The sequence below is a fragment of the Embleya sp. NPDC127516 genome, assembly GCF_044765325.1.
Classification (GTDB): domain Bacteria; phylum Actinomycetota; class Actinomycetes; order Streptomycetales; family Streptomycetaceae; genus Embleya.
This window is the reverse complement of the sequence record NZ_JBIWJT010000041.1, coordinates 37945-59281: the sequence shown is the minus strand read 5'-3', so window position 1 is coordinate 59281 and position 21337 is coordinate 37945. Positions and strand designations below refer to the sequence as shown.

The window sequence follows — 21337 nt, the reverse complement described above, 5'->3', positions numbered from 1 at the left end:
CGGAATGCGGAGCGAGCCGGCGCTTCGGACGGTCCGCCCCGAACCGCCCCTTCTCACGTGTCGGGGCCGACTCGTCGATCACCGCGATGTAGGGCTAGGGCGGCGTGCCGTGGTTCCAGCCGCTGATGAGGTGCTGGACCTGCCCGCCCGTCGACAAAGTGGGCGGGTGCGCGGAACCTTGGGCCCGTAAGCGCCGAACGTGCGTGTCAGTGTTCGTGGATGCGGGGCCTGACATACGGGCTGTTTCTTTGCTGCCGCCCGAGACACCGAACGGGCAGTCGGATCGTGAGCAGCTCGTTGAGGCGGTGACGCCACCTGCGGCGGTCCGGCGACTGCCGTGTTTCGGCCCGCGAGGATGATGGCGCGGTGACGGACATCAGCGAAGATCACGTGAAGGTCCACTTCCGTATGGACGTGGACGATGACGGTTGGCCTCCAGCGAGTGTCGAGAGCCTGTGGGCAGTGGACCTGGGCGATGGGACAGTGCGACTCGACAACACCCCGTGGTTCGTGCGCGGGATTGCCAGCGGCGACATCGTCAAGGTGGGGATCGAGGAGGACGGGCTGCGCTGGGCCGGGGAAACGGTCCGCTCGTCGGATAACTGCACCATCCGCTTGATCGTGCTGAAGGACGGGGGATCGGCCGCCGCCCGGCAAACCGTGCTGGAGACGTTCCACCGGCTCGGCACGACGGGCGAGGGCATCGAGCAGTTCCGTATGGTCGCCTTGGACGTCCCGCCGGAGGCGGACATCCCGCGCATTCGGAAGCTATTGGAGCACGGGGCGGCCAAGGAGTGGTGGCACTGGGAAGAAGGGTGTGTCACTTCCGCTTGGAGGGCTGCCGCTGCGGGGGGAGCCGGGGGCAGCTGACGGCCTCCTTCTCAGCCTCACGAGCCTCACACGGTCGCGCGATACAGTCCCCGGAGCCCATGCACACACCGTAGGACCGACATTCGACACTCGCCGCGTCCCCGCGCGAATACGCCGCGTGGTTCGTCCGGGTGTGGGGGCGGTGTCGGTGCCCTGCGGCATGGTGCCGCGCATGATCAACGACTTGGACGGCATCGCCTGGTCGTCTATGGGCCACGCGTACGGCCCCGCCGACGACGTCCCGGTGTGGTTGCGGGCAATGACCTCGCCGGACGCCGAGATTCGCGGGAGGGCACTGGACGACTTCTACGGCGCGGCCCATCATCAGGGCGACGTGTACCCGTGTACCGCGGCGAGCCTTCCGTTCCTGTTCGACATGGCCGACGATCCCGCGACGCCCGACCGCGCCTCGATCGTCGCACTGCTCCTCAGCATCGGCCGCGCCGCCGTCGACCGCGGCGACACCGTCTACATCGCCCCCGACGGCACCCTGTCGACGGCGACCGCCGACAGCGCCGCGCTGATGCGCGAACGCGCCGACGCCTTCGTCGCCTACGCCACGGACCCCGATGTCCGGGTACGGGGCGCGGCGATCGAGGCACTCGGCCTCTTTCTGGACGACACCGACCGGGCACTCACGATCCTGCGGGAACGGTTGCCCGCCGAGAGCGGGATCGAGGAACGACTGCGGATCATAGGGACCACGGCCGACCTCGCGCTGCGACTGCCGCTCGCGCGAACCCCCGCCATGGCATGGCTCGACACCCTCGCGGACGACACGACCGCAGACCCCGACATCCGCCTCGCGGCCCTCGTCCACCGAGCCCGCTGCGCCCCTGCGGACATCGGCGACACCGTCGTGCCCACGGCGATGAACCTCCTGCGCGAACTCACCCCCGCACCGCGTCCCGGCCCCGACGACCAGGGATGCCAAGGCCGTTCCGGAACGTGCGCGTGCACCACCGACGCCACCACCCCGACGGCCGAGGACGTCCCACCGCAGATCGCCGCCGTGTTCGCCGACCTCGAACGGCACAATCGCGTTCACGCGCCCACCACAACCCTGCTGCGCACCTTCCATGATGTCCTCGACGCGCGCGTTCGCGAACGCACGACCCTGCTCACCGAACAACTCCGCAGCCCGGATCCCGCCACCCGCACGACGCGATCCGCATGACCCGGGAACTGATCGTGTCCTGGCGAGGCGACCACCGCGAACTCGTCCTGCTGCTCGCGAACTGCCTGCTGCCCCACGACGCGTACACCGCCGCCGCAGCTGCCGAGACCCTCGCAGCCCTGGCACCGGTCGCCGAACCCGCCCGCGAAGCCCTCGCCGCATACGTCACCGCACAACGCACCACCCACGGTCCCGCCGCCTGGGCGCATCCGCACCCACTGCTGCGCCGCGCCCATCAGGAAGCCGTCATGGCACTCGCACGCCTGGGGGACGTACGAGCGGTGCCCTCGCTGCTGACGGCTCTGGACGACGACGTGGACGCCTGGCGCGCCGAACAGGTCGCCGGACATCTGCGCGCGGTCGCCGACGAACTGGTGCCGCGGCTGTCCCGCCGCCTCGTCGACATCGACCTCGCGCGGCAACGGTCGGCCACGAGCGCGGGCGCCGCCGTCCACGCTCTGGCCGAGCTGGGCGACCCGGCGGCCGTCGATGCGATCACCGCGTTCGCCGGTGCCGCGGTTCGCCATGAGCGGTGGAACACCGCCGCCTCGGCCGTGGACGCGCTCGCGTCCTTCGGCACCGCTGCCGCACCGGCCCTGGGGGTGGTTCGTCCCCTGGCCGACGCAGCGGACGTGAACGTGCGCGCGGCCGCGACGGCCGCCCTGTGGGCGCTCGAACGCGACCCGGCCGACGTCGTGCCCCGACTGGAGAAGCTGATCGACAGCGAACGAAACCACGCGACGATCGACGTCCTCGGCCGGATCGGCCCGCCCGCCCGAGCCGTACTGCCGCGTCTGCGAGCCATGTCGCGAGACGGGCACGAGTGGACCCGCGTCCACGCCGCGGCGGCGCTGTGGGACATCGCAGGCGAGACCGAGGCCGACCTCGTCCTACCTGCCCTGCTGGCCGCCTGGGAGAGAAACGACGCGACCTCGAACCTCGTCCTGACCTGCCTGAACCGGATGGGATCGGCAGCCGCTCCGGCCCTGCCCCGCATCCGGGCGGAACTCGCGCTGCCCCGCCGCAGCGGCCGCTACGCCAACCTCGCCGACGACGAGGAACTCCAGCGCATGTGCCGTGACGTCCTGGCGCGCGAGGCCGGCGTGTCGAACGATCCGTCGAAGAGCGTGGACACGCGGTGAAGCGGGACGGTCCGCTGTTGTCGGCGGCGTCGTGATCGGGTGTTCTCCGCCGGATCCGCGGTGTCGTACACCCCACAGTCGCGAACTCGTCGGCTGTGGGTGGACGTTCCCGGGTTCGTGTTGTCTGTGCCGTGCGGCAGCATGACGCCTGGCCGCCCGGGTCGAGGACGCGGGGCCGGTGACGTTTCGGGGGAGTGTTCGTGCGGACGGTGTTCGAGGGTTCCGTGCACGTGGAGTACATGCAGATGTACGTCGACAGCCGCGCCAACTGCGTGCCGATCCGGGACGACCCCCGGGCGGGACAGGTCAACGGCCTGTGCGGCGCCGCCGTGGAGGGGTATCTGTCGCTGACCACCGGCATGCACACCGGCTGCGTGGGGCTGACCATCGAGGTCCACGACACCGCACCCGTAGTGGACGGGCGGTGGGAGGACGTGGTCGAGGCACCGTTCACCCCACAGACCCGCACCGTGTGGCTCACGCAGTGGGAGGGCGGAATCGCGTGCGAGTTCGAACTCGACCCGGTCGACCATCGCGTGCGCTACTGCGCGGTGGGGATGGACGAGGCCAACGCCCACGGCGTGGTGTTCGACGGCGAACCGCCGGTCGACCGCTACCTCCTGCAGTTCTGGCCCGCACCCGCGGAACCGGACCGCGTGGTGCGCCAGACCAGCGACCAGGCGGCCTACTGGCACAAGATCGCTCGGGACCTGCCGGCGCCGCCGACGCCCGGCGAGCGGGCCGCGGCAGCACGCGCGGCCCGCGCCGAAGAGGCCCGCGCACGCGCGGAAACCGTCCGAAAGCACGAACTCCGCATGTGGGCGGGCCGGTTGCCGACCGAGCGGCTGCGGAGCGTGGGCGGGAACGTGCACGGAATGCGCATGCTGGATGTGCACCTGGTCCACGCGATCGCGCGGGTCGACGACGGGACGCAACGCGAGATCGCCCGCTGGGCGGCGCACCGCGCCTGCGCCCTGGCGGGGCTGACCGACGTCGACTGGATCGCCCCGGCGTTGGCGGCCCTGGACGCGGGCCTGCCGCTGCCCGCGCCGTTCGACGAACCGGGCGCGGCGTGGCGGCGCCTGTTCGAGGACCCGAATGCTCCACTTATCACGATCACCCTCCCGGACGGCACCACCCACAACGCGTTCCAACAGGCCTTTGCCCTGCCGGCGTTGCTCGGTGCCGCGGAGTCGGACTCGCTGCAGGCCGCCCTCGACGCCCTGTACGCCGTCGCGTCGGCCCACGGCACCGACCACCGGGACTTCCTGGACGAGGTCCGCTACACCTGGCCCGGGCTCGGTGTCGTACCACCGGCGCCGGCCGAGTCGCTCCCGCCGCCGTTTCCCTTGCACCTGTTCACCCGGGACGCGCCCGACGACACCGCGTCGGGCGAACCGACCCCGGCCGCGGAAGCATCGCCCGCCGCTCCGGCGCCCGACCCGAAGGCCCCGGCCGCCCCGCCCCGGACCCGCCCGTCGACCACGCCTCCCCTCGCTCCCTCCACCGCACGGCGGCCCCCTGGCATGGACCACGCACCGCCGATCCCGGCCCCCAGCCCCCGGCCGCGCCCCGCCGGCAAGGCAACTCCGATCGCACAAGCTCAGATCGTCATCGCCGCGACGTCGCCGGGCCGGTCGGCGGCCGCCGAGGCCCTCGCACCGGACGGCGCGTCGCTCTTCCCGATCAAGGACGTCGATTCCGACGGCGACGGCGAGCAGGGGCCTTCGGAAGCCGGATGATCGTGCAGGTCCTGCCGTACGGGGGCGCACCGTCGCACGGCGCGTCGGGAGGGGGGCCCAGGCCGACCGGGACGTCGGCGATTCTGCCCTCACCGCCCGATGAATTTCAGATCGCGAGCCATCCGGGGCCGCCGTAGCTGGGCGAGACCGTGTGCGCCTCGAACCGGGCGGCGATCTCGTCGCCGAGGGCGCGGTGTTCGGGGCCCAGGATCACCTCGACGTGGTTTGCCATGACGTCGACGTACGTACCGAAGGTGGCGTTTCCGTATGCCTCCCGGACGGCCCGTTCGATGGCGTTCAGCCGGGCGAGGGTGAAGCGACAGGCTGCGATCCGAAGGCGGTTCGGGTCCGCGACGAGCGCCGCGACCTCCCGCTGTGTCTCGGTGTGGCGGTTGGTCAGGCCCAGGACGACCGCCGAGGTCACGTCCGGGTCCTCCTCGGTCGGCAGGTCCTTCCACACGCCCGCGTAGATGTCCGCATGGTCAATTCCCCAAGCCTCCAACGCTTCGTACGCCTCGAACAGCATCCGCCGGACGGCTGCTCCTTCCCCGGGCAGGCGGCGTCGGGAACGACGCGGGCTCCGAGGTCTTCCATACCGATCGATCACACGTTTCCTCTCTCGGATTTCCGGGACGAACGGGCGTGGTCCATCTCGCCGGCGAAGCGCCGAACCCGGGGCGGCCGCACGGGCGTCGGGCCCTCGGGTCTGGACAGGGGGAGATCAGCGGCGGGCCCACGGATCGGTCGTGTCGACGTTGTCGGTGTCGATCCGGAACACCAGCCCGTGGTGGTCCGAGGCGCCTTCGGGACGGTCCAGCAGGCGGTAGTTCGACACGGCCCCTGCCAGGGGGCTGCTCACCCACGCCTGGTCGATTCTGTCGTCCGTCCCCGTCCGCGCGAGCAGGCGGTGGTCACCCGTTTGCTCGAACAGGTGCCAGGCTACGTCGACAAGCCCGTTCTGCGCCAGCTTGCGGGCCACGCGACGATCCGGCTCCGGCGCCGTGCCGGGTGTGACGTCCCCGGCCGGCAGGAGTGTTCGGGATCCGGCGTTGTACGCCCGCATCGCCGCATGATCCGGCAAGGGGTTCCGGGCGGAGGCCGGGGGATAGTTGCAGTCGCCGCTGACGACGGCGAACGGACCGTACTTGTGGGCGCGACTGGCCACGAGATTGGCCTCGCTGAGAGCGGCGTCCGCGTCGAACGGCGTGAGGTGCACGGGAACGAAACTCAGCGGCGCCGGCAGCCCGACGTCGAAGGAGGTCACCGCGAACCCGTGCAGCGTCTCGGACGCGAAGTCCGGGTTGTGGCGCACCCAATGCCCCATGGTCTCGCGGCGGAACAACAGTGCGGTGCCGATGCCGCTGCGGGAGGGAGCGAGCGGCGCCGCGTCCAACCCGAGGTCGCACAACGCTCGCACCAACTGCTTGTGCCCGTACCGGTGCCAGTCCACGACCTCGCAGAGCATGACGACATCGACCCGTTCGGCCGCGGCCAGGATCCGCTCCACCAACAACGGCCACCGACCCTGCGGATCCCCGTCAGCGGACCGCAGGGCACCGAGCTTGAGGTTTTGTGTCACGACCGTCAACTCCACGCGAATTCCTCCACGTTGGTCCCACCGAGTGGGGTACATCCCGGCCGCCGATGGTCCCGGCAGCGGCGGCCTCGAACCAGGCGTATTGTCCGGTTGCGAAGCCGGTGCCGGCTTCGGTGCCGGTCTCGAACCTACTCGGCCGACGGATCGGGCGCTTTGCGACGACCCGGACGGTGAACGCCTGTGGGCGGTGGCGACCGGTAACCCGGGCGGGTACCCCCGCAGGCGGTCCGGCGCGAGGTCGTGATTACGGGCTTGGAGGGCATTGCCGAAGGCGGCCCCGCGTCCGTGACCGGGCGGTATCGGACGAGCCCACCGAGCAAGCCGGGGAGAGCGCCGGCGGCGTAGGACGCCACAGGGTGCTCGACTGCTGTTCACGGTGGGGGAGTTGGTTTGCCGGGCGGGCGGGCGCTGCGACGTTGAGGTCGAGTGATCCGTGATACTGCTGCGGATGGATCGGGAGTCATTCCTCCGCCGGTTTCCCGGCGGCACGGGGGTGCGGCAGCCGCGGGCGCAGTCCCGGGCGGTTCGGAAGGCGAGGCGCACAGCCGGGCCCGTGCGACGGGCGCGCCGGCGCCGTGGACGTTTCGATCGTGTCGCGTTCGTTTCGATCGCTGTTCATCGGGGGAGCCGCTCCCGCAGAATGACCGCACCACGGGTCGACCGGGGAGGATGGGGTCCGTGATCGGTTTTGCGCATCGCGCCAAAGGTGGGGTCGTCCTGGGCGCATCCCGGGGCGACGGGCCCTTCGGTGTCGCCGGCCCGAGCCACCCGGCGGGCGTGCGTCTGGTGCCCCGCTCGATCACCCATCCCGACGCACAGGCCCTCGTGCATGCCCTGTACGCCAAGGAGATGGACCTTCGGGGGTTCGCCGACCACCCCGAGACCATCGAACCCCGCGACTACGAACCGCCCGCGGGCCTGTTCGTCCTCGTCTATCACGGAACGGTGCCGATCGGTTGTGGCGGTTGGCGCACCCTGCCGGGCAGGACGGCGCAGATCACCCACCTGTACATCGACTCGGAACATCGGAGCAGGGGCCACGGCCGTCACCTGCTCGGCACGCTGGAGCGCACCGCCACCGAGGCCGGAGCACGACGCCTGATCGTGGAGACGGGCAACCCCGACATCGGCGCTCTCGCGGACGTCGGCTACACCCCCTGGGATTCGTACTCCCAAGACCGCGACCCTGCCGTCGACGCGGCGATGACCAAGCCCCTGTTCCGCGCGGTGGGCGCCCGCCCGCTTTCGGCCCCGCCTCGCTGAGGAGCGGACCCGAGGCTGCGCGTGCAGGGTACGGGGCGGCCGGGTCCCCGTCGACGTGGCAGGAAGTTGGCAATCGGTCCGGTGGCGTGTGCCCGGCGGGGGTTCGGCGTCACAGGGTTGCCGACGTCGGGGTCGCAGTGTCCCGGGATTCCCACGCATCGGCAGGCCGCAGCAATCCGGTACGGATACTCGCAGCGGCTCCGTCGGTCCTTTCTGCGAGGGTGTCGTCATGACGATCGCATCGCCTGACGAGCGTCCCGACGAGGCCGCCTTGGAGTTCCTGCGTTCGGCGTTCGAGCCGGGGTGGCGGGAGCCGGCTCTCGGATACGAGGCCGTCTCGGCGTGGGAGGCCGAGAACGGGGTCGTGCTTCCGGAGCCGTACCGGAGTCTGGTCGCGGAGATCTCCAACGGGTCCTCGGTCGGGCCGCCGGAGGACGGTGGCCTGCTGCCCCTGGGCCGACTCACGCCGGGTTGGTCCCACCGGGTCGACCGGGATCCCGCCGCGCCGTTCCCGCTCCGGGAGTCCTGGGCCTGGGAGGGCGAGCCCCTCGCGGCGGGCCACGACGAGCGCGTGGCCGACGTCTACGGCCACGGCTCCGTCGTGTTGGGCACCGATGATGAACTCTTCTACTGGCTACTCGTCGTCAACGGGCCCCAACGGGGCAGGGTCTGGCTGGTCGGCGAGACGGGCGCCTACCGGTATCCGGGGCCGGAAGCCTGCGGCTTCCTGGAATGGGTTCGACGTTGGCAGGTCGGCGACGGCTGGTGGGACTGACCGCGACAGGGAGCCCGACGCGCCGAGAGTGCGTCGGGCTCCAACGTTTGGCGGAGAGACTGCCGACGCCGACGGGAACCGCTCGCTTTCCCAGACGGGTTGCCGGTTGTCCGGGGTGCTCTGTGCCGGCCGCGCCACCGGCAAGCCGACGCGCAGCCACGAAGCACAAGGTCCGTTCGTCCGCGTGCCCCGGCCGAGGAGCCGGGCGGTCGGCACGTCGAGGATTGTGCACGCCCGGATCACACGTCGAACGGCTCGAACAGCGCAGCGAGGCGAGGCATGGTCACCCCGGTGGCCTGGTCGAAGGGGTACTTGCGCGACCACATGGGCGCACTGTCCACCCGCAACGCTCGTCGCCGGCGTGGACGTGCTTGCCACCATCACACCGTCGAACCGCAGTGATGGCACACGCCGTTCGCAGCATTTCCGGCGCCCCTCGACGGCTACAGCACGCGACCCACCATCTCGTAGGACGGCTCTTCCAGAACCGAATCGTGAAAGAAGTGAACGTCTCCCGCGAGTGCCTTGGTGAGGAACTCCTCGAAGCCCACCTGATAATCGAGCCACTCGGTGCCCCAGTCGACCAGAACGGACCAGCCGTCGTCGACTCGGGCGGCCCTGGGTCGCAGGAACACCTGGTGCCCGAGCGGCGTGTGCCCGATCGGGAAGACGCCACCTGCCATCGGGAAGATCCGGTACGGCACGAGAGCCGGTTCGGTCTGTTCGTACACGTCGGAAACGGTCGCGATCTTCCAGCGCAGGCTGAGACTGTCGTCCGCATTGGGTGCCCGAGGATGGAAGAGGGTCAACGTGTCGCTGATCACGCACGGCCCGTACGCCGACATGAACCTCTTGTAGTCGAGTGGGAGGCGGACTTCGAATCCGTTCTCGAAATCCCGCCAATCGGAGTCGACGTCGTGATTCAACAGAGGTGCGCCGAGGACGCGCGCAAGCTCCACCAGATGTCCTTCGTATGCAGTCGTGACCGGGTGTGGGATCCGGGAGCGGGCAGCGTCAGTTCTACGCGCCGTCGTCCAGGACGGGCGCCACCAGCGTCGCGAATTCCTCCGGGGTGATGATCTTGATGTTCAGGGTCTCGGCCTTGGCGCGTTTGGAGCCGGCCTTGTCCCCGGCGACGACGAGGGTGGTTTTCGCGGAGACGCTCGACGCGGCGCGGCCTCCGGCGCGTTCGATCAACTCGTTCATCTCGTTGCGGGACAGCGCTTCGAGCGCGCCGGTCATGGCACCGGTCACGACGACGGCCTGGCCGGCCAACGGCAGGGGCCCCTGTGGGGCGGCCGGGTCGTCCGCCGCGTCCGGGGCCGTCGATGCTCCGGGGGTGACGCCGGGTTCGGTCGTGTTCACGCCGGCGGCGACGAGCTTGTCCAACACCTCTGCCAAGTCCAGGAGTTCGGCCACGATCACCGGGGCCTTGCCGTCGCCGATGCCCTCGACCCGTGCCATCTCGACGACGTCCGCCGCCCGGATCGCGTCCAGGGTGGCGAAGTGGCGGGCGATGCGCCGCGACATCGAACGCCCCGTGCCCCGGATCCCCAGCGCGCACAGCACCCTGCTCAGCGGCCGGGACTTGGCGTCCTCGATCCCGGCGAGAAGTTTGTCCGCGCTCTTGTCGTCCATGCGGTCCAGGGCCAAGAGTTGGTCGCGGGTGAGGGTGAACAGGTCGGCCACGTCGGCGACGGCTCCGGTGTCGACGAGCTGCGTCACGAGTCGGCCGCCGATGCCCTCGACGTCGAGCTGGTCGCGGCCCACCGCGTACAGGATCCCCGCGTGCAACCCGCACGCCCGCCCCTGGACGCACCGCCACCGCTGCTCCGACGTGTCGATCCCCCTACCGCACTGCGGACACGCCGCGGGGAATTCGATCGGTGTCTCGTCCCCGGTGCGCACGTGCACCAGCGGGACCTCCACGCGCGGGATGATGTCGCCCGCCTTGTAGACGCTGACCTGGTCGCCGACCGTCAGTCCGCGGCGTTCGATGTCGGCGGGGTTGTGCAGGGTGGCGAAGCCGACGATGCTGCCGTCGATCTCGATCGGGTCCAGGATCGCCCGCGGCGCGATCACCCCGGTCCGGCCGACCGCCCAGTCCACGCCGACGAGCCGGGTGATCTTGTGGACCGCGGCGAGCTTGTAGGCGATCGCCCAGCGCGGCGCGCGCGACCCCGTTGCCCGCGTCGGCCTGGTCGGCGGCACTGTCGGCCTTGATCACCACACCGTCGATACCGAACGGCAGGTCCGGCCGCATGGCCGCGATCGCGTCCACGGCCTCCTGCACCTCCACCAACGTGGGGCACACCCGCAGCCCGGCGGGGGTGCCACCGGTGGTGTTCACCCCCAGGTTCGCGACCGCGGCCATCACCTCGGAGTGCGGCGCCTCGCGCAGGAACGCGGCGAAGGAGCCGTCGTCGTCGGCCACGGGCATGCCGACGTAGCCGTGGAACGTCGTGGGGATGGTGTACGGCCGGTCCTTGGCCCGCAGCGTTCCCGCGGCGCCGCTGGGGGGGTGGAGAAGACGGTCGCGCCGTTCTCCACGCGTATCTCGTTGGCCCGCTCGAACTGTTCGCCGGTCAGCAGGATCTCCCCGCGGACCTCGATCGATACCGGGTCCGCCAACCGCTCCGGCAGACCCCGCACGGTGCCGATCGCGTGCGACACGTCCTCCCCGGCGATTCCGCCGCCCCGCGTGACCAACTGCTCCAGCCGACCCTTGCGATAGTGCACCGCGACCGCGAGACCGTCCATCTTCGGTTCCACGGTGAACCCGTCGACCGGCCGGCCCAGTCGCCGCTCCAGCGACGCGCCCCAGGCGAGGAGCCCCTCCGGGTCGAACACGTTCGCGATGCTGAGCATCGGCACCGAGTGGGGAACGTCCCCGGGCGCGATCGCCCCGGCGGCCACCTTCCCGACGGGGACTCGGCGAGGACGTGGTCGGGGTGCTCGCGCTCGTACTCCTCGATGCCGCGCACCAGGGCGTCGTACACGTCGTCGAGCGCAGAGTCCGCGCCGCCGCAGTACGCCCGCGCGGCGGTGGCAACGGTTTCGACGGCCTGGGCGTAGGCGTCGATGTCGGCCGCCGGCGCCGGGGTGTCGGCCATGTGGACGATCATGACCGGGGGCGCCGACACCCGCCGACGCGGGGCGTGTCCCTGCTCTCGGACACGGACTCCGGGTCCGGATCGACCCGCTCGGCCCGCCTGTCGTCCGCGCAGAACGTCACCACGACCGGAGGATCGCGACCCGATATGACCGACATGCAAGAGTTCAGGAGTCTGTTCACCGAGCTTGCGGCCACGCCGTATCCGAGTCGCGCAAGGCTGGAAGCGCTACGGGAAGTGGGCTCGCTCCTTCTCGGCCTCGACACTCACGTCGCGGGATACGCGTCCCAAGTCCATGGCGGCCACATGCAAGCCGAGGAAGTGCCGGATCTACCTCGCCTGGTCGCCGAGGTGGAGTCTCTGCGCCGGGCCGCGAGTACCGTTCGTGCGCAATCGGAACAGGACGTCCGGCTGGGCCAGGAATATGTCCGGTATATAGAGATCTTGGAGTCCTTGGTTCGCAGCCTCGAACGAATTGCCCACGGGCAGAAGTAGCCCCCGGCCGGCCGACTTCGTCAACCTTGATTGTGGATGCACTCGTTGCCGGCCATGCCGGTACCGCCCGCCACGCGAGGTTTCGAGTCCCAGGGCCAGAGACCGGGGCCGGTCCTCCCGCCGGGCGTGCAGGGTGGTTGTGCAGGGCCGGTCCGCTTGCGGCCGGTGCAGGACGGGGTGCGGTCTCGGCGACGCGAGGCCACCTTCCGGCCCGAACTCGCTTCGATGATCTCGGTGTACAAGGACCGCGGCAACGGGGCAGCGGCAACCCGAATCGGTGTTCGGTGTACCGGGCCTTGCCCGGAGTGAGCGCGGGCAGGGGTTCCTCCGGAACGCCAGGGCAAGCGTCACACCCTCTGCCCGGGTCGACGTCCTGGTTGCCAGGCTGCGGGGCGGCACCATCTACGAATCCCGGCCCTCGGCCTCGACATGAGACCGCGGCTTGTCGCGCGGCGGCAGCCGTGATCCCGACGTGATCGCCGGCTACGAATCCGACCTCAGGCCCAACGCGCTGTGTTGCACGACACCGGCGGGAACATTCGCATTCCCGGACCTGCGGCGCATCAACTCCACCAAGCGCGTTCTGAGTTCTCGAGACGTCTCTCCGAGCACGATCGTGCTGAGTACCAGTTCCAGCATCAAACAGTCGTACTCGGCATCCTCGCCGCGATAGCGTTCCCGGTCGCGTTCCACCACGGCCCCGGCGATCCGGCGGCCGCCGTCGTCCGCCGGCACGAAGGTCGCCTCGAAGACTCCGTGGCCCGTCCAGCTTCGATGCAGGAAGACCACGTCACCCTCGGCGAAGACGTCCCACTTCTCGTCCATGTCTCGGGAGGAGTAGCCGAGCTGGATGCGCCGCCAGTCGGCATCCGACCAGATCCGGTGCGGCAGGAGCGGCAACGGCACAGGGACGGAGATCGGCTGAAGATCGGAAAACGAGGACCGTGTCACACGTTCGTCGGTGGGCATGCCGCGATCCTACGGAGGGCACTCATCACGGCAGCTCGCTGTTGATGCCAAACGCGAATACGCCGGCGCGAGCGGACGGTGCCGGTGCCCTGAGGCATGGCGCCGCGCAAGATCGCGCACGCCCCTGTTCCTCGAACTCGCCCGTGGTGGCCGGAGGTTCCCGGAAGAACCTGCACCGGTTCCCCTTGAGCTCGTGCTGTCCGTCCCGTGCGGCGGCATGACACTTGGAGGCCCGGGCCGAGGACGCGGGGCCGGTGACGTTCGAGGGAGTGTTCGTGCCCCGCAGCCTGCTCGATGCCGGCCTCGGCCGCCCGTGCCACCAAGGCAACGCGGGCGACTGCGAGGACCGCCGGCGCCCCGACCCCGTGCCGCATCGAAGGATGGTCGGCAGGTTCGATTCACGGCGGTCGAAGACGGGGAGACGGTGACGACGCCCCGTCACCTACGAGGCGACCGGCAAGGACCGGAACTCGGCCCCGAGTTCGTGGCAGTGTGACCGACCGGAGCCGACTGCATGTTGCTCGTGGCCACATCCGCCTCATGTGGCCACCCGACGTGTCCGAACGGCGGCCAAGGCGCCGGCGTCGTCGTCCACGCAGGGATGCCGGGCGTGTGTCGTCTGCCACGAGGAGCGCCGGGCGGATGTTTCACCAGTGTGGGTGGTACTCGTCCCAGAATGCTTCCTGGGCCCGTTCGACTTCTTCGTCGGAGGTGAACCAGTGCGACTCGAAGTGCTTCGCGAGCGTGTAGGCGTGGTGCGGGTCGGTCAGCATCCGGTGGACGAACTCCGCGGCGGAGCAGTCGAAGCGCTCCCAGGGTTCACAGGCGTCGTCGCGCGCGAAGACCGGCCACCGTTCCGGATCCGGATCCTCCACGAGCCAGCAGAACGAGTGCTCGGCCGACGTCGCGGCCCATTGCAGGAGCCGGATCGTGGGCCGGCTCGCCGGGGCGGGTTCGGCGAATTCGTGATGGTCCGCGATGAACAGGTCGAGGTCGTCGAGATGTGGTGATCCCGGTACACAGAGCCAGAGGTTGTCGTCGAAGGTGCCCGCGCCGAACGTCTCCGCCAACTGCTTGTAGTCACGCGGAAGACGAAGCCCGAGCTTGCGCTCCACGGACTCCCAGTCGATGACCCGGCGCTCCCCGCTCCAGCCGGTCAACGCGGCAAGCTCCGCAACCCATGACGACCCTGCGGGGTGCACCGGATTCAAAAGTGCGCGGACGGCCACCAGATTCACGGTGGCGGTGACGCCGGGGTCGTCGGTGGTGTTCTCGAGCAGGCCGACGCCGAGCCAACTGTGCCCGATGGTCCACCCGTGCATCTCGACGGCTCGGGCCACGAGAACGTCGGACAACGGGGGACCCGGCAGATGCCGGAGCAGCGAGGGATCCGTGACGCCGTCGACGGCTACCGTCGTGGGAGGCCCAAGCCGCGGGCGCAGCGCGGCCACGACATCGTCGAGGGGACAGGGCCCGTGCTCGCCGGCCGTGACATGCACCAGTTCGTAGCCCCGGACGTGGTCTTCTCGTCCGCTCTCCGGCAGAGGGCGGGCCAAGAGGTCTTCGATCGCGATGAGAAGAGCGGCGCTGTCCACGGCATGAGTAGACCTCAAGGGTCGGACACGCGCCACCAGCCGGTCTCGGACGCGGATGACGGCGGTGTGGGACGCGGCTGCGACCGCCCGATCCGGGGTATGGGCGGTGTCCGAGCCGTGTGCGAGTGTCCCGGGGGAGCCCCGCATGGGGCTTCTCGGGTCGCGGCTGGAGGGGTCATTGTGTCGGTGCAGGGGGATGGTTGGGCCGGTATCGGCTGGGACTGGAAGGACCATGACGACATCCGTCGTCGCCTCGACCGGGGCGCCGACCCGGAGGCGTGGCGCGGGCGGCGGCCGCTGCACCGTGCGGCCGTGTTCGGCTCTGCGGAGTTGGTTGCGCAGTTGGCCCGGCGGGTTGCGGACGTGGACGCGCTCGAGAACGGGGTGACGGCGTTGTGGGAGGCCGTCGTGTCCAGGAAACCGGACAACGCACGGGCCCTTGCCGCCGCCGGGGCCGATCCGTGGCGGCGATCGCTCGGCGGCTGGTCGCCGGGCCGCCTGAGCCTGGCCGGGCCCACTTCGGACCTGTTCACCGTGCCGCCCGACGAGCACCTGACCGACACGGAGCGCGCGGCGGCACAGGACGCCGGCCGGCTCATCGCGGCGCTGGGCAACTTCCACTGGGATGGCGCGGGATTGGCCTGCGTGGCCGGGATCGACGCCACCGAGGCGATCCGCCGCCTCGAGGCCACACCCGCACCGGCCGACACCGTCGACGCGGCGCTACAGAATCCGCACACCGCCGAACAGGACGAGATCCTACGGATCGTCGGTGTGACATCCGTGCCGGGCGGCTGCGCCGTGACCCAACCGTGGGGATACGCCCCGAAGATGCCGGGCGTGCTGACCCGGTTGTCGGTGGGAACCGTCTGCTACGGCCTCTACGCCAACCCCAAGAGCGGCAACCAGGGCGCGATCGCGCGCGACGGGGCCATCGAGGGCTGGGACCTGCATCCGGGCGGCGGACCGCACCAGGACGACACCCCCGAGGAGGTCTTGACCGCCTACCTCCACCAGTACCACGCGGTGGCCTTCACCTGCGCCTTCGCGGGACTGCGCCCTACAGGGCCGCGGGCGGTCGTCGGACCCCCCGACCGGTGGGTTCGATTGCCGGAACGCGACTACTGGAAACATTGACACCGGTGAGGCCGAACAACCTCGCCACTGCGCGGATCGGCGTCACCGGCGGGGTCGACGCCGAAGCCTGGGGTGTCCGCGGTCCGTTGGACCCGGTCGTGTGTCGGCAGGGCCGCGATGTCGTCGCGTTGACGTGCGTGCGCCGCGCGTGGAGCGTGCTCACTCCCGGAGTGCCGGCCATCGTTCGTGCGGGAGATCGTCGGGATCGGCGTGGGGGCGTTCCCGTTACGGGTCGGTGTCGGGGCCGAGGGTGCCTTCGGGGCTACGGGGTTCGGTCGGGGGCCAGTCGCCATGGGCCCGGGTATCGGGCGTTGCAGCGGGCGCAGTGCGCGAGGTAGAGCGCGGAGACCGGTCCCGGGGTCGTGGCGGGGCGGGCGCGCAGGCGCCGGTTCTCGACGACGGTGACCAGGTCCGTCCACGGGTTCGGGCAGGTGCAGTCGGGCGGCGGTCGTCCGGCCGGGGGTGTGGTCACGGGGTACCTCCGTCGTCCGGGGGGTCGTCGGGGGTGGTGGCGCGCTATTCGCGGGGCTGGCGGCCGAGGGCGTGCTGCACGTCGGCGACGTCGGCGTGGTCGTAGGTGGTGCGGACGCCGGAGATGGACATGCCGCTGGCGTCGGCGAGGTCGGCGAGTCGGTAGGGGCGGGGCCGGGTGAACTCGCGGCCGTACGCGACCAGGCGGCGGATCTCCGCCTCGGCCAGGTCGCGGCGCCACCGGGCGGCGGCGATCGCCGACAGCAGCGGCTCGTTGTTCTCGGCGTCCGCGTCCGAGGCGGCCTCGAGGTGGAGGGTTGTCTTCTTGCGGGCGGCGTCGACGTCGTGGTGGACGTCGCTGTGGAACTCGGGATCGACGGCGCCCGGTTCGGGCATCGGGTGCAGGATCGCGGCAATGTCTTCGTACACGCTCATGGTGTTCAGTCTGCGCAGGACCCGCCGGCGGCTTCGGCCACCGACTCGCCGCAGTCCTCGCCCTCACCGGCGGGCGCCGCGTGTGTCGAGGCCGCCGACGAGGACGCCCGGGCCTGCGCGCCTACCGACGCTGCGCCGCTGTAGCCGGCCCCGAGCACCCGACCCGAGGCCGTGGACCGCGACGGACGAACCCCGGACGTGAACGCGTCGATGGGCGAACCGTCAACGCTCCCGGGCCGCGACGGGACGCCGGTGGCGTCGGAGAGTGGCGAGGATTCCGGCGTCGAAGGGGCCAGGACGCAGCGACGAACGAACCGCCGCACTCCTGCGCGGCCGCGCAGTCGCCCGGGCCGCCCGGGGTTCGTGGACGTGGGAGACGTACGACCTCTTCACTCGCCTTCAGGCCGCGTCCAGCGGCATGCGGCTCTACCGGCTGCCCACGACCCGGGGATGGACACTTTCGGGGAACGCCCTTACGCCCCGCCCCACCGGACCTATCCGGTCGGGGGGCGAGCAGCATGGCGAACATCGGCGACACGGCCCGCGATCGCGTCCGAGCGGCTGCCCCGACGCCGCACTGGACCAAAAGGCGCATGCGCCCGGTGCGGCGTGCGGCTCTCGCGGACGCGGGGTCACCCGTCGGCCGGCCGGCGCTCCTCGAGGGTGTTGGCGACCTTGCGTGCCATGGCCGCCTTCTGCGGCGGAAGGTAGTCGTCCAAGGCTTCGTCCTCCTCGCAGAGCCTGGCGTTCAGGCGGTGCAGGCATGCCTCGGTGAGCAGGTCCTGGATGTCGTCCGCGGCGACGCGCAGCGCCGGCAACTCGGGTGCGCAGACACCGTCCTCGGACGGGCTCGGCATCGAGAGTGGAGCCCATGCCCCGCAGGTCGGAGTCGCCACCGTGCCGGCGTCCGCGTCCGGACCGCTACGCGTCCGTTCACCCGGACGCCGCCGAAGGGGCATCCGCCGAACGAGTCGTGCATCAAATATTCGGATATCCGCGCTACGACGCCCGCCCGGCCGCTAGCGTCGCCGTCGTGCCCAAGCCCCGCCGCCGCGAGCCGTCCGGTCGACGTCGAGCCGAACGGCGGTCCGGGCCGCGGAAGGATCAGCCGCCGCCTCCGCTCACGAGCGAGGAGAAGGCGTACGCCCGCCTGTTCGCGGCCCTGGACGCGGACACGAGCGAACCCGCGCACCTGGTGTGCCTCCCGCCGTTGTTCGTCGACCACCACGCCACACAGGCGGGGTTTCCCCTCCAACGCTGCCTCGACGACTGCTCCACCCTGGTCCACGCCTACGCCCACCTGGGCCTGCGCGCCCAGGTGCGTGTCGCGGAGCTGACGATCACCGACGCCCGCGACGGCTCCACCACCGTCCACGGCACCCTCGAACCCCGTTGGCGTGGCGACGTCTTCCACGGACACACCGTGGTGTGGCTACCGGACACCGGCCACCTCGTCGACCCCACCCCCGACCAGTTCGAACCCCTGGCAGCTCTGGACCAGGGGCCGGTCGTCGCCGCCGTCGCACGCGCGTCGCACACGGGCACCGGACCGACCGGGGCGAGCGTACGCCGTGAACACCTGTTGCTGGCCTACGCGTTGGCCCCGCCCGAGGCGACCGGCCCGGTGATGGACCATCCGATGATGACGGCCACCGGGCCGGAGGGCGACCACGCGCGCCACGGCCACAACGTGGCCGCGGCGATCGTGGCCCTGCTCGCCGACCGTCTCCCCCCCGCCCCGGGCCCGCCGCATTCCCCACGCCCGGGCGGCTGCCCTGGTCCGGGCCGCTCGCGACCTCCCGACGACCACCACTCCCGACGGGGACCCGCGGTTCGTGGTGTCCGCGCCCACCGGCGAACCAGTTCATGCCCGCCTGGACCAAATGCCCGTGGCCGACGACGTCCCCACGGCCGCCGAGTGCGAGATCTTCCGCAGGGAGAACCGGCTCGATCACTGAATCCTCGGGTCGAGCGCCGTATCGGCCGGGCAGGATGAAGCGCATGACCTTCACCTGGGCGACCCCACCGTGGCAGCGGCACGAGGACTGTACGCACATGGCGGTGATGCTCACCCATGTGGGTTCTGGCCCAAGTCTTGTGGTCGGTGGCGCGGCGTCACGGTTCCAAGTCGAAGAGTGGGATGTCAAAGCTCTCCAGCGGAGGGGAAAGCACTGCGCGTAGGCGGTTGATGTGGGCGAGCCATTGGCGCGCGTTGGCGGCTTCCAGCCAGTTCGCGATCAGGCCGGAGTCGTCGCTGGCAATGCGGTCGAGGGCTTCTGCGGCGAGCGTCCGAAGGACGGCGGGGGAGACCGGCATGGGTTCCTCGGGGCCGTATCCGCTGTCCACCGGTTCGCCGCCTGGGGACTGTGTCGCGATGAGGGCTGCGGCGGCGATCGCCTTTTCGGCCTCGAAGAGGTAGTCGATCGCGTCGACGGTGCGCGTGAGGACGCCTCGAATCAGGGCCTCGTGCTCTTCGGGCCCGGCATCGTCCAGCGTGTTGGCGAAGTCCGCTGCCGTGTCGTTGTCGAACGGGCCGGTATCCCAGGTCCCCACGTGTCTCCTTGCGTCGTTTCGTAGGAATCCTCCCAGTTGCGCCCGACAGGGGCGGTCACGGAGCAAGGAGGACTCGATTCCGAAGGAGATGGAAGCCTGCGCGGCCGAACATCTGACGTTTGAGCATCTCAAAAGTTACGTGGAATCTGCCGGGGTGATTGTGTCTCTCCGGTGCAACCACGGACTTGACAGATGTGTTGAGCGGCACGACGGTGCTGATGGAGAAGTGGCCTGTGCTCGGCCGGCACGAGTTCGACCAGGTCTGCCGCGAACGGTTGCTGGAGGGCAGCCCTCCGAACACCCTGCACACGATGCAACGGGCGGTCGCCGACCTCGGATTGTGTGATCCTCCGCGCCTCCACTCGGCGGGGCCGCGGCGGCTTCCTGACGGTCTTCAACCACAGTGCGAAATCGCGGGCCTCGACCCGGCCGGCCCGGTCCCAGGGAACGTTGATCGCGCGCAAGAAGCGGAACCACGCAAGAAGTTCGTGGGCGTACGACCTCAGCGAGGTTGGCTGCTGGTCATCGGCCAGCATGTGGTGGAGGGACTCGCTTACGGCCTCGACCTCGCCGCCGTGCTCGTCCAGCAGCGCGTACGGGCGAAGCGGTTCTCCCATGGACACCACCCGTCCCAGCCGGGCGACCCCAAGCGCCGCTACGTTCCGAATCCCCGTACTCGACTCCGTCATCTCTGCCCTCCGCATGCCGCTGTTGCGTGCCGACACGCGATATCAACCGATGCCGACGAGCACCCGCGGTGACCAACGGCCCCGGGCAAGGCTTCTCACGCAGCGCGATGACGTTCAGTGGCCGGCGCGGGAACCCCGGCCTTGACGTTCCTTAGTTCGGTCAACGGTCATCAGATGTCCTCTCCTGCGAGTCGACCCGGTCCAACGGCCGGGGCTGGTGGACATCCGCGACAACCTCATCGCCCGCATTGTCGAACCGGCTCCACGGCGGCGACCAACATCAACTGGATGCCCTCCCCGAGATACTCCACGCAGGTCAGCAACACCATCGACTCGTCCGGCACCACAAGGCCCCCTTCGCCGCTCTGGACTACCTACGCGCCCGCACGACCACGACCAAATGGCTCAAACGAGGCGAAGTGCCAGCACTCCAACAAACTCTGGAGTCGACGCCTTCACGCCCTCGGTGAGGACCCATACGGAGATCCACACCACCCCACGGACGACCGCATCGAGCTCGCCACCTACCCCGAAATCGTCACTCTGAGTGGCCTGTTCGCCTCACCTCGCTGGCGCGAGCGCAACAATCTGCACGCCGAGGCCGCACGCCGCCTGGCGATCGAAGCTCAGGACATGCCGCCCAACCTTACCCAAGTCGGCACGCACCCGGACGATCAAACTGGCCATGAGGCCGTGGGAGAATGCGACCTATGAACCGCACCCGAAGGGCCCGTGCCGCATAAGACGCCAGCATCACTCCGATCGCGCGAGCGCTCCTGGCGCAGTTCATGGGTGCGCTACCGTGACGTCCCAACCCTGTCAGGATCGGCAAACGCAGCCATTCGTTGCTTGGAACGCGATCGACTGATACCCGGTATCATCGCCACGGCCCTGAGCGTGTGGTCCACCCGAGTCCACGGGACCAGGCGACGCTGGAAGCCATGGGAGGCTGAGTTCACCTGCCCATGCTGCGGCGAAGGCTGGGCCCGCGACAAACTCGAAGAAGCGCTCGCCATGCTCCCGCCACGGGCCGCCAACGAACTACGGGTACTGGTCGACGACCTGGACGCGGTGTTGCTGCGGCGGACCCATCATGAACCACAGGCAGCCCCCGAGCTGGCCTGGTGGCACCGCAGGTGCTGATCCCTGGAGTCCACGCTCATCGCCCCTGGGAAATGTCATCTTCTATGAGACCCACGACGCTGACGTCTCAGCAGAAACGACAGCACGCAGGCCAGAGCCCCCTCACCGCACCATGATCGACGAGACGCCCGTCCCGTCCCGATCAGGCAACGCCACCGAGGCGCCAGCCGA

The 21337-nt window shown here is 70.2% G+C and carries 20 protein-coding genes and 1 pseudogene; 11 read left to right on the top strand and 10 right to left on the bottom strand.

Annotation, left to right across the window (positions count from 1 at the left end):
- Window positions 1-366: 366 nt before the first annotated feature.
- From ACIRL2_RS45275 to ACIRL2_RS45260, 4 genes are all read left to right on the top strand, one after another.
- A complete protein-coding gene (locus ACIRL2_RS45275; RefSeq protein ID WP_395872913.1) occupies window positions 367-870 on the top strand; it encodes a DUF4265 domain-containing protein in 504 nt (167 codons plus the stop codon).
- Between the two features lie 172 nt (window positions 871-1042).
- Complete coding sequence (locus ACIRL2_RS45270; protein WP_402240577.1) at window positions 1043-2047, top strand: hypothetical protein; 1005 nt, start codon at window positions 1043-1045, stop codon at window positions 2045-2047.
- Window positions 2044-3189 carry a hypothetical protein gene (locus ACIRL2_RS45265; RefSeq protein WP_402240574.1) on the top strand — a complete coding sequence of 382 codons (1146 nt, stop codon included), beginning with the start codon at window positions 2044-2046 and terminating at the stop codon, window positions 3187-3189. The genes ACIRL2_RS45270 and ACIRL2_RS45265 overlap by 4 nt, the downstream gene beginning before the upstream one ends.
- Before the next feature lie 200 nt (window positions 3190-3389).
- On the top strand, window positions 3390-4931 hold the full coding sequence (locus tag ACIRL2_RS45260; protein ID WP_402240572.1) for a hypothetical protein: 1542 nt from the start codon (window positions 3390-3392) through the stop codon (window positions 4929-4931).
- A 106-nt stretch (window positions 4932-5037) separates the two neighbouring features.
- Here the strand turns inward: ACIRL2_RS45260 and ACIRL2_RS45255 are convergent, their stop codons facing one another.
- Together ACIRL2_RS45255 and ACIRL2_RS45250 are read right to left on the bottom strand one after the other, a co-directional pair.
- Window positions 5038-5457, bottom strand: a complete 420-nt coding sequence (locus ACIRL2_RS45255) for a hypothetical protein (RefSeq protein ID WP_402240570.1) — start codon at window positions 5455-5457, stop codon at window positions 5038-5040.
- Window positions 5458-5652: 195 nt separating this feature from the next.
- Window positions 5653-6525 (bottom strand): hypothetical protein, encoded by an 873-nt coding sequence (locus ACIRL2_RS45250; protein ID WP_402240567.1) that lies wholly within the window; start codon window positions 6523-6525, stop codon window positions 5653-5655.
- A 780-nt stretch (window positions 6526-7305) separates the two neighbouring features.
- Here ACIRL2_RS45250 and ACIRL2_RS45245 point away from each other — a divergent pair.
- Together ACIRL2_RS45245 and ACIRL2_RS45240 are read left to right on the top strand one after the other, a co-directional pair.
- A complete protein-coding gene (locus ACIRL2_RS45245) occupies window positions 7306-7791 on the top strand; it encodes a GNAT family N-acetyltransferase (protein ID WP_402240565.1) in 486 nt (161 codons plus the stop codon).
- A gap of 229 nt (window positions 7792-8020) precedes the next feature.
- On the top strand, window positions 8021-8566 hold the full coding sequence (locus ACIRL2_RS45240; protein ID WP_402240562.1) for an SMI1/KNR4 family protein: 546 nt from the start codon (window positions 8021-8023) through the stop codon (window positions 8564-8566).
- A gap of 443 nt (window positions 8567-9009) precedes the next feature.
- Here ACIRL2_RS45240 and ACIRL2_RS45235 read toward each other — a convergent pair whose 3' ends face one another.
- The gene (locus ACIRL2_RS45235) at window positions 9010-9525 is read right to left on the bottom strand and encodes an SMI1/KNR4 family protein (RefSeq protein ID WP_402240560.1); all 516 of its coding nucleotides are present in this window, start codon (window positions 9523-9525) and stop codon (window positions 9010-9012) included.
- Window positions 9526-9586: 61 nt separating this feature from the next.
- Window positions 9587-11691 (bottom strand): annotated as a pseudogene (gene ligA, locus ACIRL2_RS45230) (NAD-dependent DNA ligase LigA).
- 135 nt (window positions 11692-11826) lie between these two features.
- Between ligA and ACIRL2_RS45225 the strand changes: the two are divergent.
- Entirely contained in the window at window positions 11827-12174 is a 348-nt protein-coding gene (locus ACIRL2_RS45225; protein WP_402240557.1) for a hypothetical protein, read from the top strand.
- A 483-nt stretch (window positions 12175-12657) separates the two neighbouring features.
- Here ACIRL2_RS45225 and ACIRL2_RS45220 read toward each other — a convergent pair whose 3' ends face one another.
- Together ACIRL2_RS45220 and ACIRL2_RS45215 are read right to left on the bottom strand one after the other, a co-directional pair.
- A complete protein-coding gene (locus tag ACIRL2_RS45220) occupies window positions 12658-13074 on the bottom strand; it encodes a hypothetical protein (RefSeq protein WP_402240613.1) in 417 nt (138 codons plus the stop codon).
- Window positions 13075-13790: 716 nt separating this feature from the next.
- Complete coding sequence (locus tag ACIRL2_RS45215; RefSeq protein WP_402240555.1) at window positions 13791-14738, bottom strand: SMI1/KNR4 family protein; 948 nt, start codon at window positions 14736-14738, stop codon at window positions 13791-13793.
- A 180-nt stretch (window positions 14739-14918) separates the two neighbouring features.
- Here ACIRL2_RS45215 and ACIRL2_RS45210 point away from each other — a divergent pair, with 180 nt between their 5' ends.
- Window positions 14919-15875 carry an ankyrin repeat domain-containing protein gene (locus tag ACIRL2_RS45210; RefSeq protein ID WP_402240552.1) on the top strand — a complete coding sequence of 319 codons (957 nt, stop codon included), beginning with the start codon at window positions 14919-14921 and terminating at the stop codon, window positions 15873-15875.
- A 262-nt stretch (window positions 15876-16137) separates the two neighbouring features.
- On the opposite strand, the gene ACIRL2_RS45205 is transcribed toward ACIRL2_RS45210, so the two are convergent.
- The 3 genes from ACIRL2_RS45205 to ACIRL2_RS45195 form a co-directional block, all read right to left on the bottom strand.
- A complete protein-coding gene (locus ACIRL2_RS45205; protein WP_402240551.1) occupies window positions 16138-16347 on the bottom strand; it encodes a hypothetical protein in 210 nt (69 codons plus the stop codon).
- A gap of 44 nt (window positions 16348-16391) precedes the next feature.
- Window positions 16392-16781, bottom strand: a complete 390-nt coding sequence (locus ACIRL2_RS45200) for a hypothetical protein (protein ID WP_402240549.1) — start codon at window positions 16779-16781, stop codon at window positions 16392-16394.
- Between the two features lie 632 nt (window positions 16782-17413).
- A complete protein-coding gene (locus ACIRL2_RS45195; RefSeq protein WP_402240546.1) occupies window positions 17414-17638 on the bottom strand; it encodes a hypothetical protein in 225 nt (74 codons plus the stop codon).
- 176 nt (window positions 17639-17814) lie between these two features.
- Here ACIRL2_RS45195 and ACIRL2_RS45190 point away from each other — a divergent pair, with 176 nt between their 5' ends.
- Window positions 17815-18777 (top strand): hypothetical protein, encoded by a 963-nt coding sequence (locus ACIRL2_RS45190; protein ID WP_402240543.1) that lies wholly within the window; start codon window positions 17815-17817, stop codon window positions 18775-18777.
- 119 nt (window positions 18778-18896) lie between these two features.
- Here ACIRL2_RS45190 and ACIRL2_RS45185 read toward each other — a convergent pair whose 3' ends face one another.
- Window positions 18897-19334 (bottom strand): DUF4259 domain-containing protein, encoded by a 438-nt coding sequence (locus ACIRL2_RS45185; RefSeq protein WP_402240542.1) that lies wholly within the window; start codon window positions 19332-19334, stop codon window positions 18897-18899.
- A gap of 185 nt (window positions 19335-19519) precedes the next feature.
- On the opposite strand from ACIRL2_RS45185, the gene ACIRL2_RS45180 reads away from it, so the two are divergent.
- Together ACIRL2_RS45180 and ACIRL2_RS45175 are read left to right on the top strand one after the other, a co-directional pair.
- On the top strand, window positions 19520-20095 hold the full coding sequence (locus ACIRL2_RS45180; RefSeq protein ID WP_402240540.1) for a hypothetical protein: 576 nt from the start codon (window positions 19520-19522) through the stop codon (window positions 20093-20095).
- Between the two features lie 942 nt (window positions 20096-21037).
- The gene (locus tag ACIRL2_RS45175; protein WP_402240538.1) at window positions 21038-21166 is read left to right on the top strand and encodes a hypothetical protein; all 129 of its coding nucleotides are present in this window, start codon (window positions 21038-21040) and stop codon (window positions 21164-21166) included.
- Window positions 21167-21337: the final 171 nt, after the last annotated feature.

Bases quoted from the DNA above. Each gene is read 5' to 3' on its own strand.
- ACIRL2_RS45175 (WP_402240538.1), top strand. From the start codon at position 21,038: ATGCTCCCGCCACGGGCCGCCAACGAACTACGGGTACTGGTCGACGAC.
- ACIRL2_RS45225 (WP_402240557.1), top strand. From the start codon at position 11,827: ATGACCGACATGCAAGAGTTCAGGAGTCTGTTCACCGAGCTTGCGGCC.
- ACIRL2_RS45240 (WP_402240562.1), top strand. From the start codon at position 8,021: ATGACGATCGCATCGCCTGACGAGCGTCCCGACGAGGCCGCCTTGGAG.
- ACIRL2_RS45270 (WP_402240577.1), top strand. From the start codon at position 1,043: ATGATCAACGACTTGGACGGCATCGCCTGGTCGTCTATGGGCCACGCG.
- ACIRL2_RS45255 (WP_402240570.1), bottom strand. From the start codon at position 5,457: ATGCTGTTCGAGGCGTACGAAGCGTTGGAGGCTTGGGGAATTGACCAT.
- ACIRL2_RS45200 (WP_402240549.1), bottom strand. From the start codon at position 16,781: ATGAGCGTGTACGAAGACATTGCCGCGATCCTGCACCCGATGCCCGAA.
- ACIRL2_RS45195 (WP_402240546.1), bottom strand. From the start codon at position 17,638: ATGCCGAGCCCGTCCGAGGACGGTGTCTGCGCACCCGAGTTGCCGGCG.
- ACIRL2_RS45265 (WP_402240574.1), top strand. From the start codon at position 2,044: ATGACCCGGGAACTGATCGTGTCCTGGCGAGGCGACCACCGCGAACTC.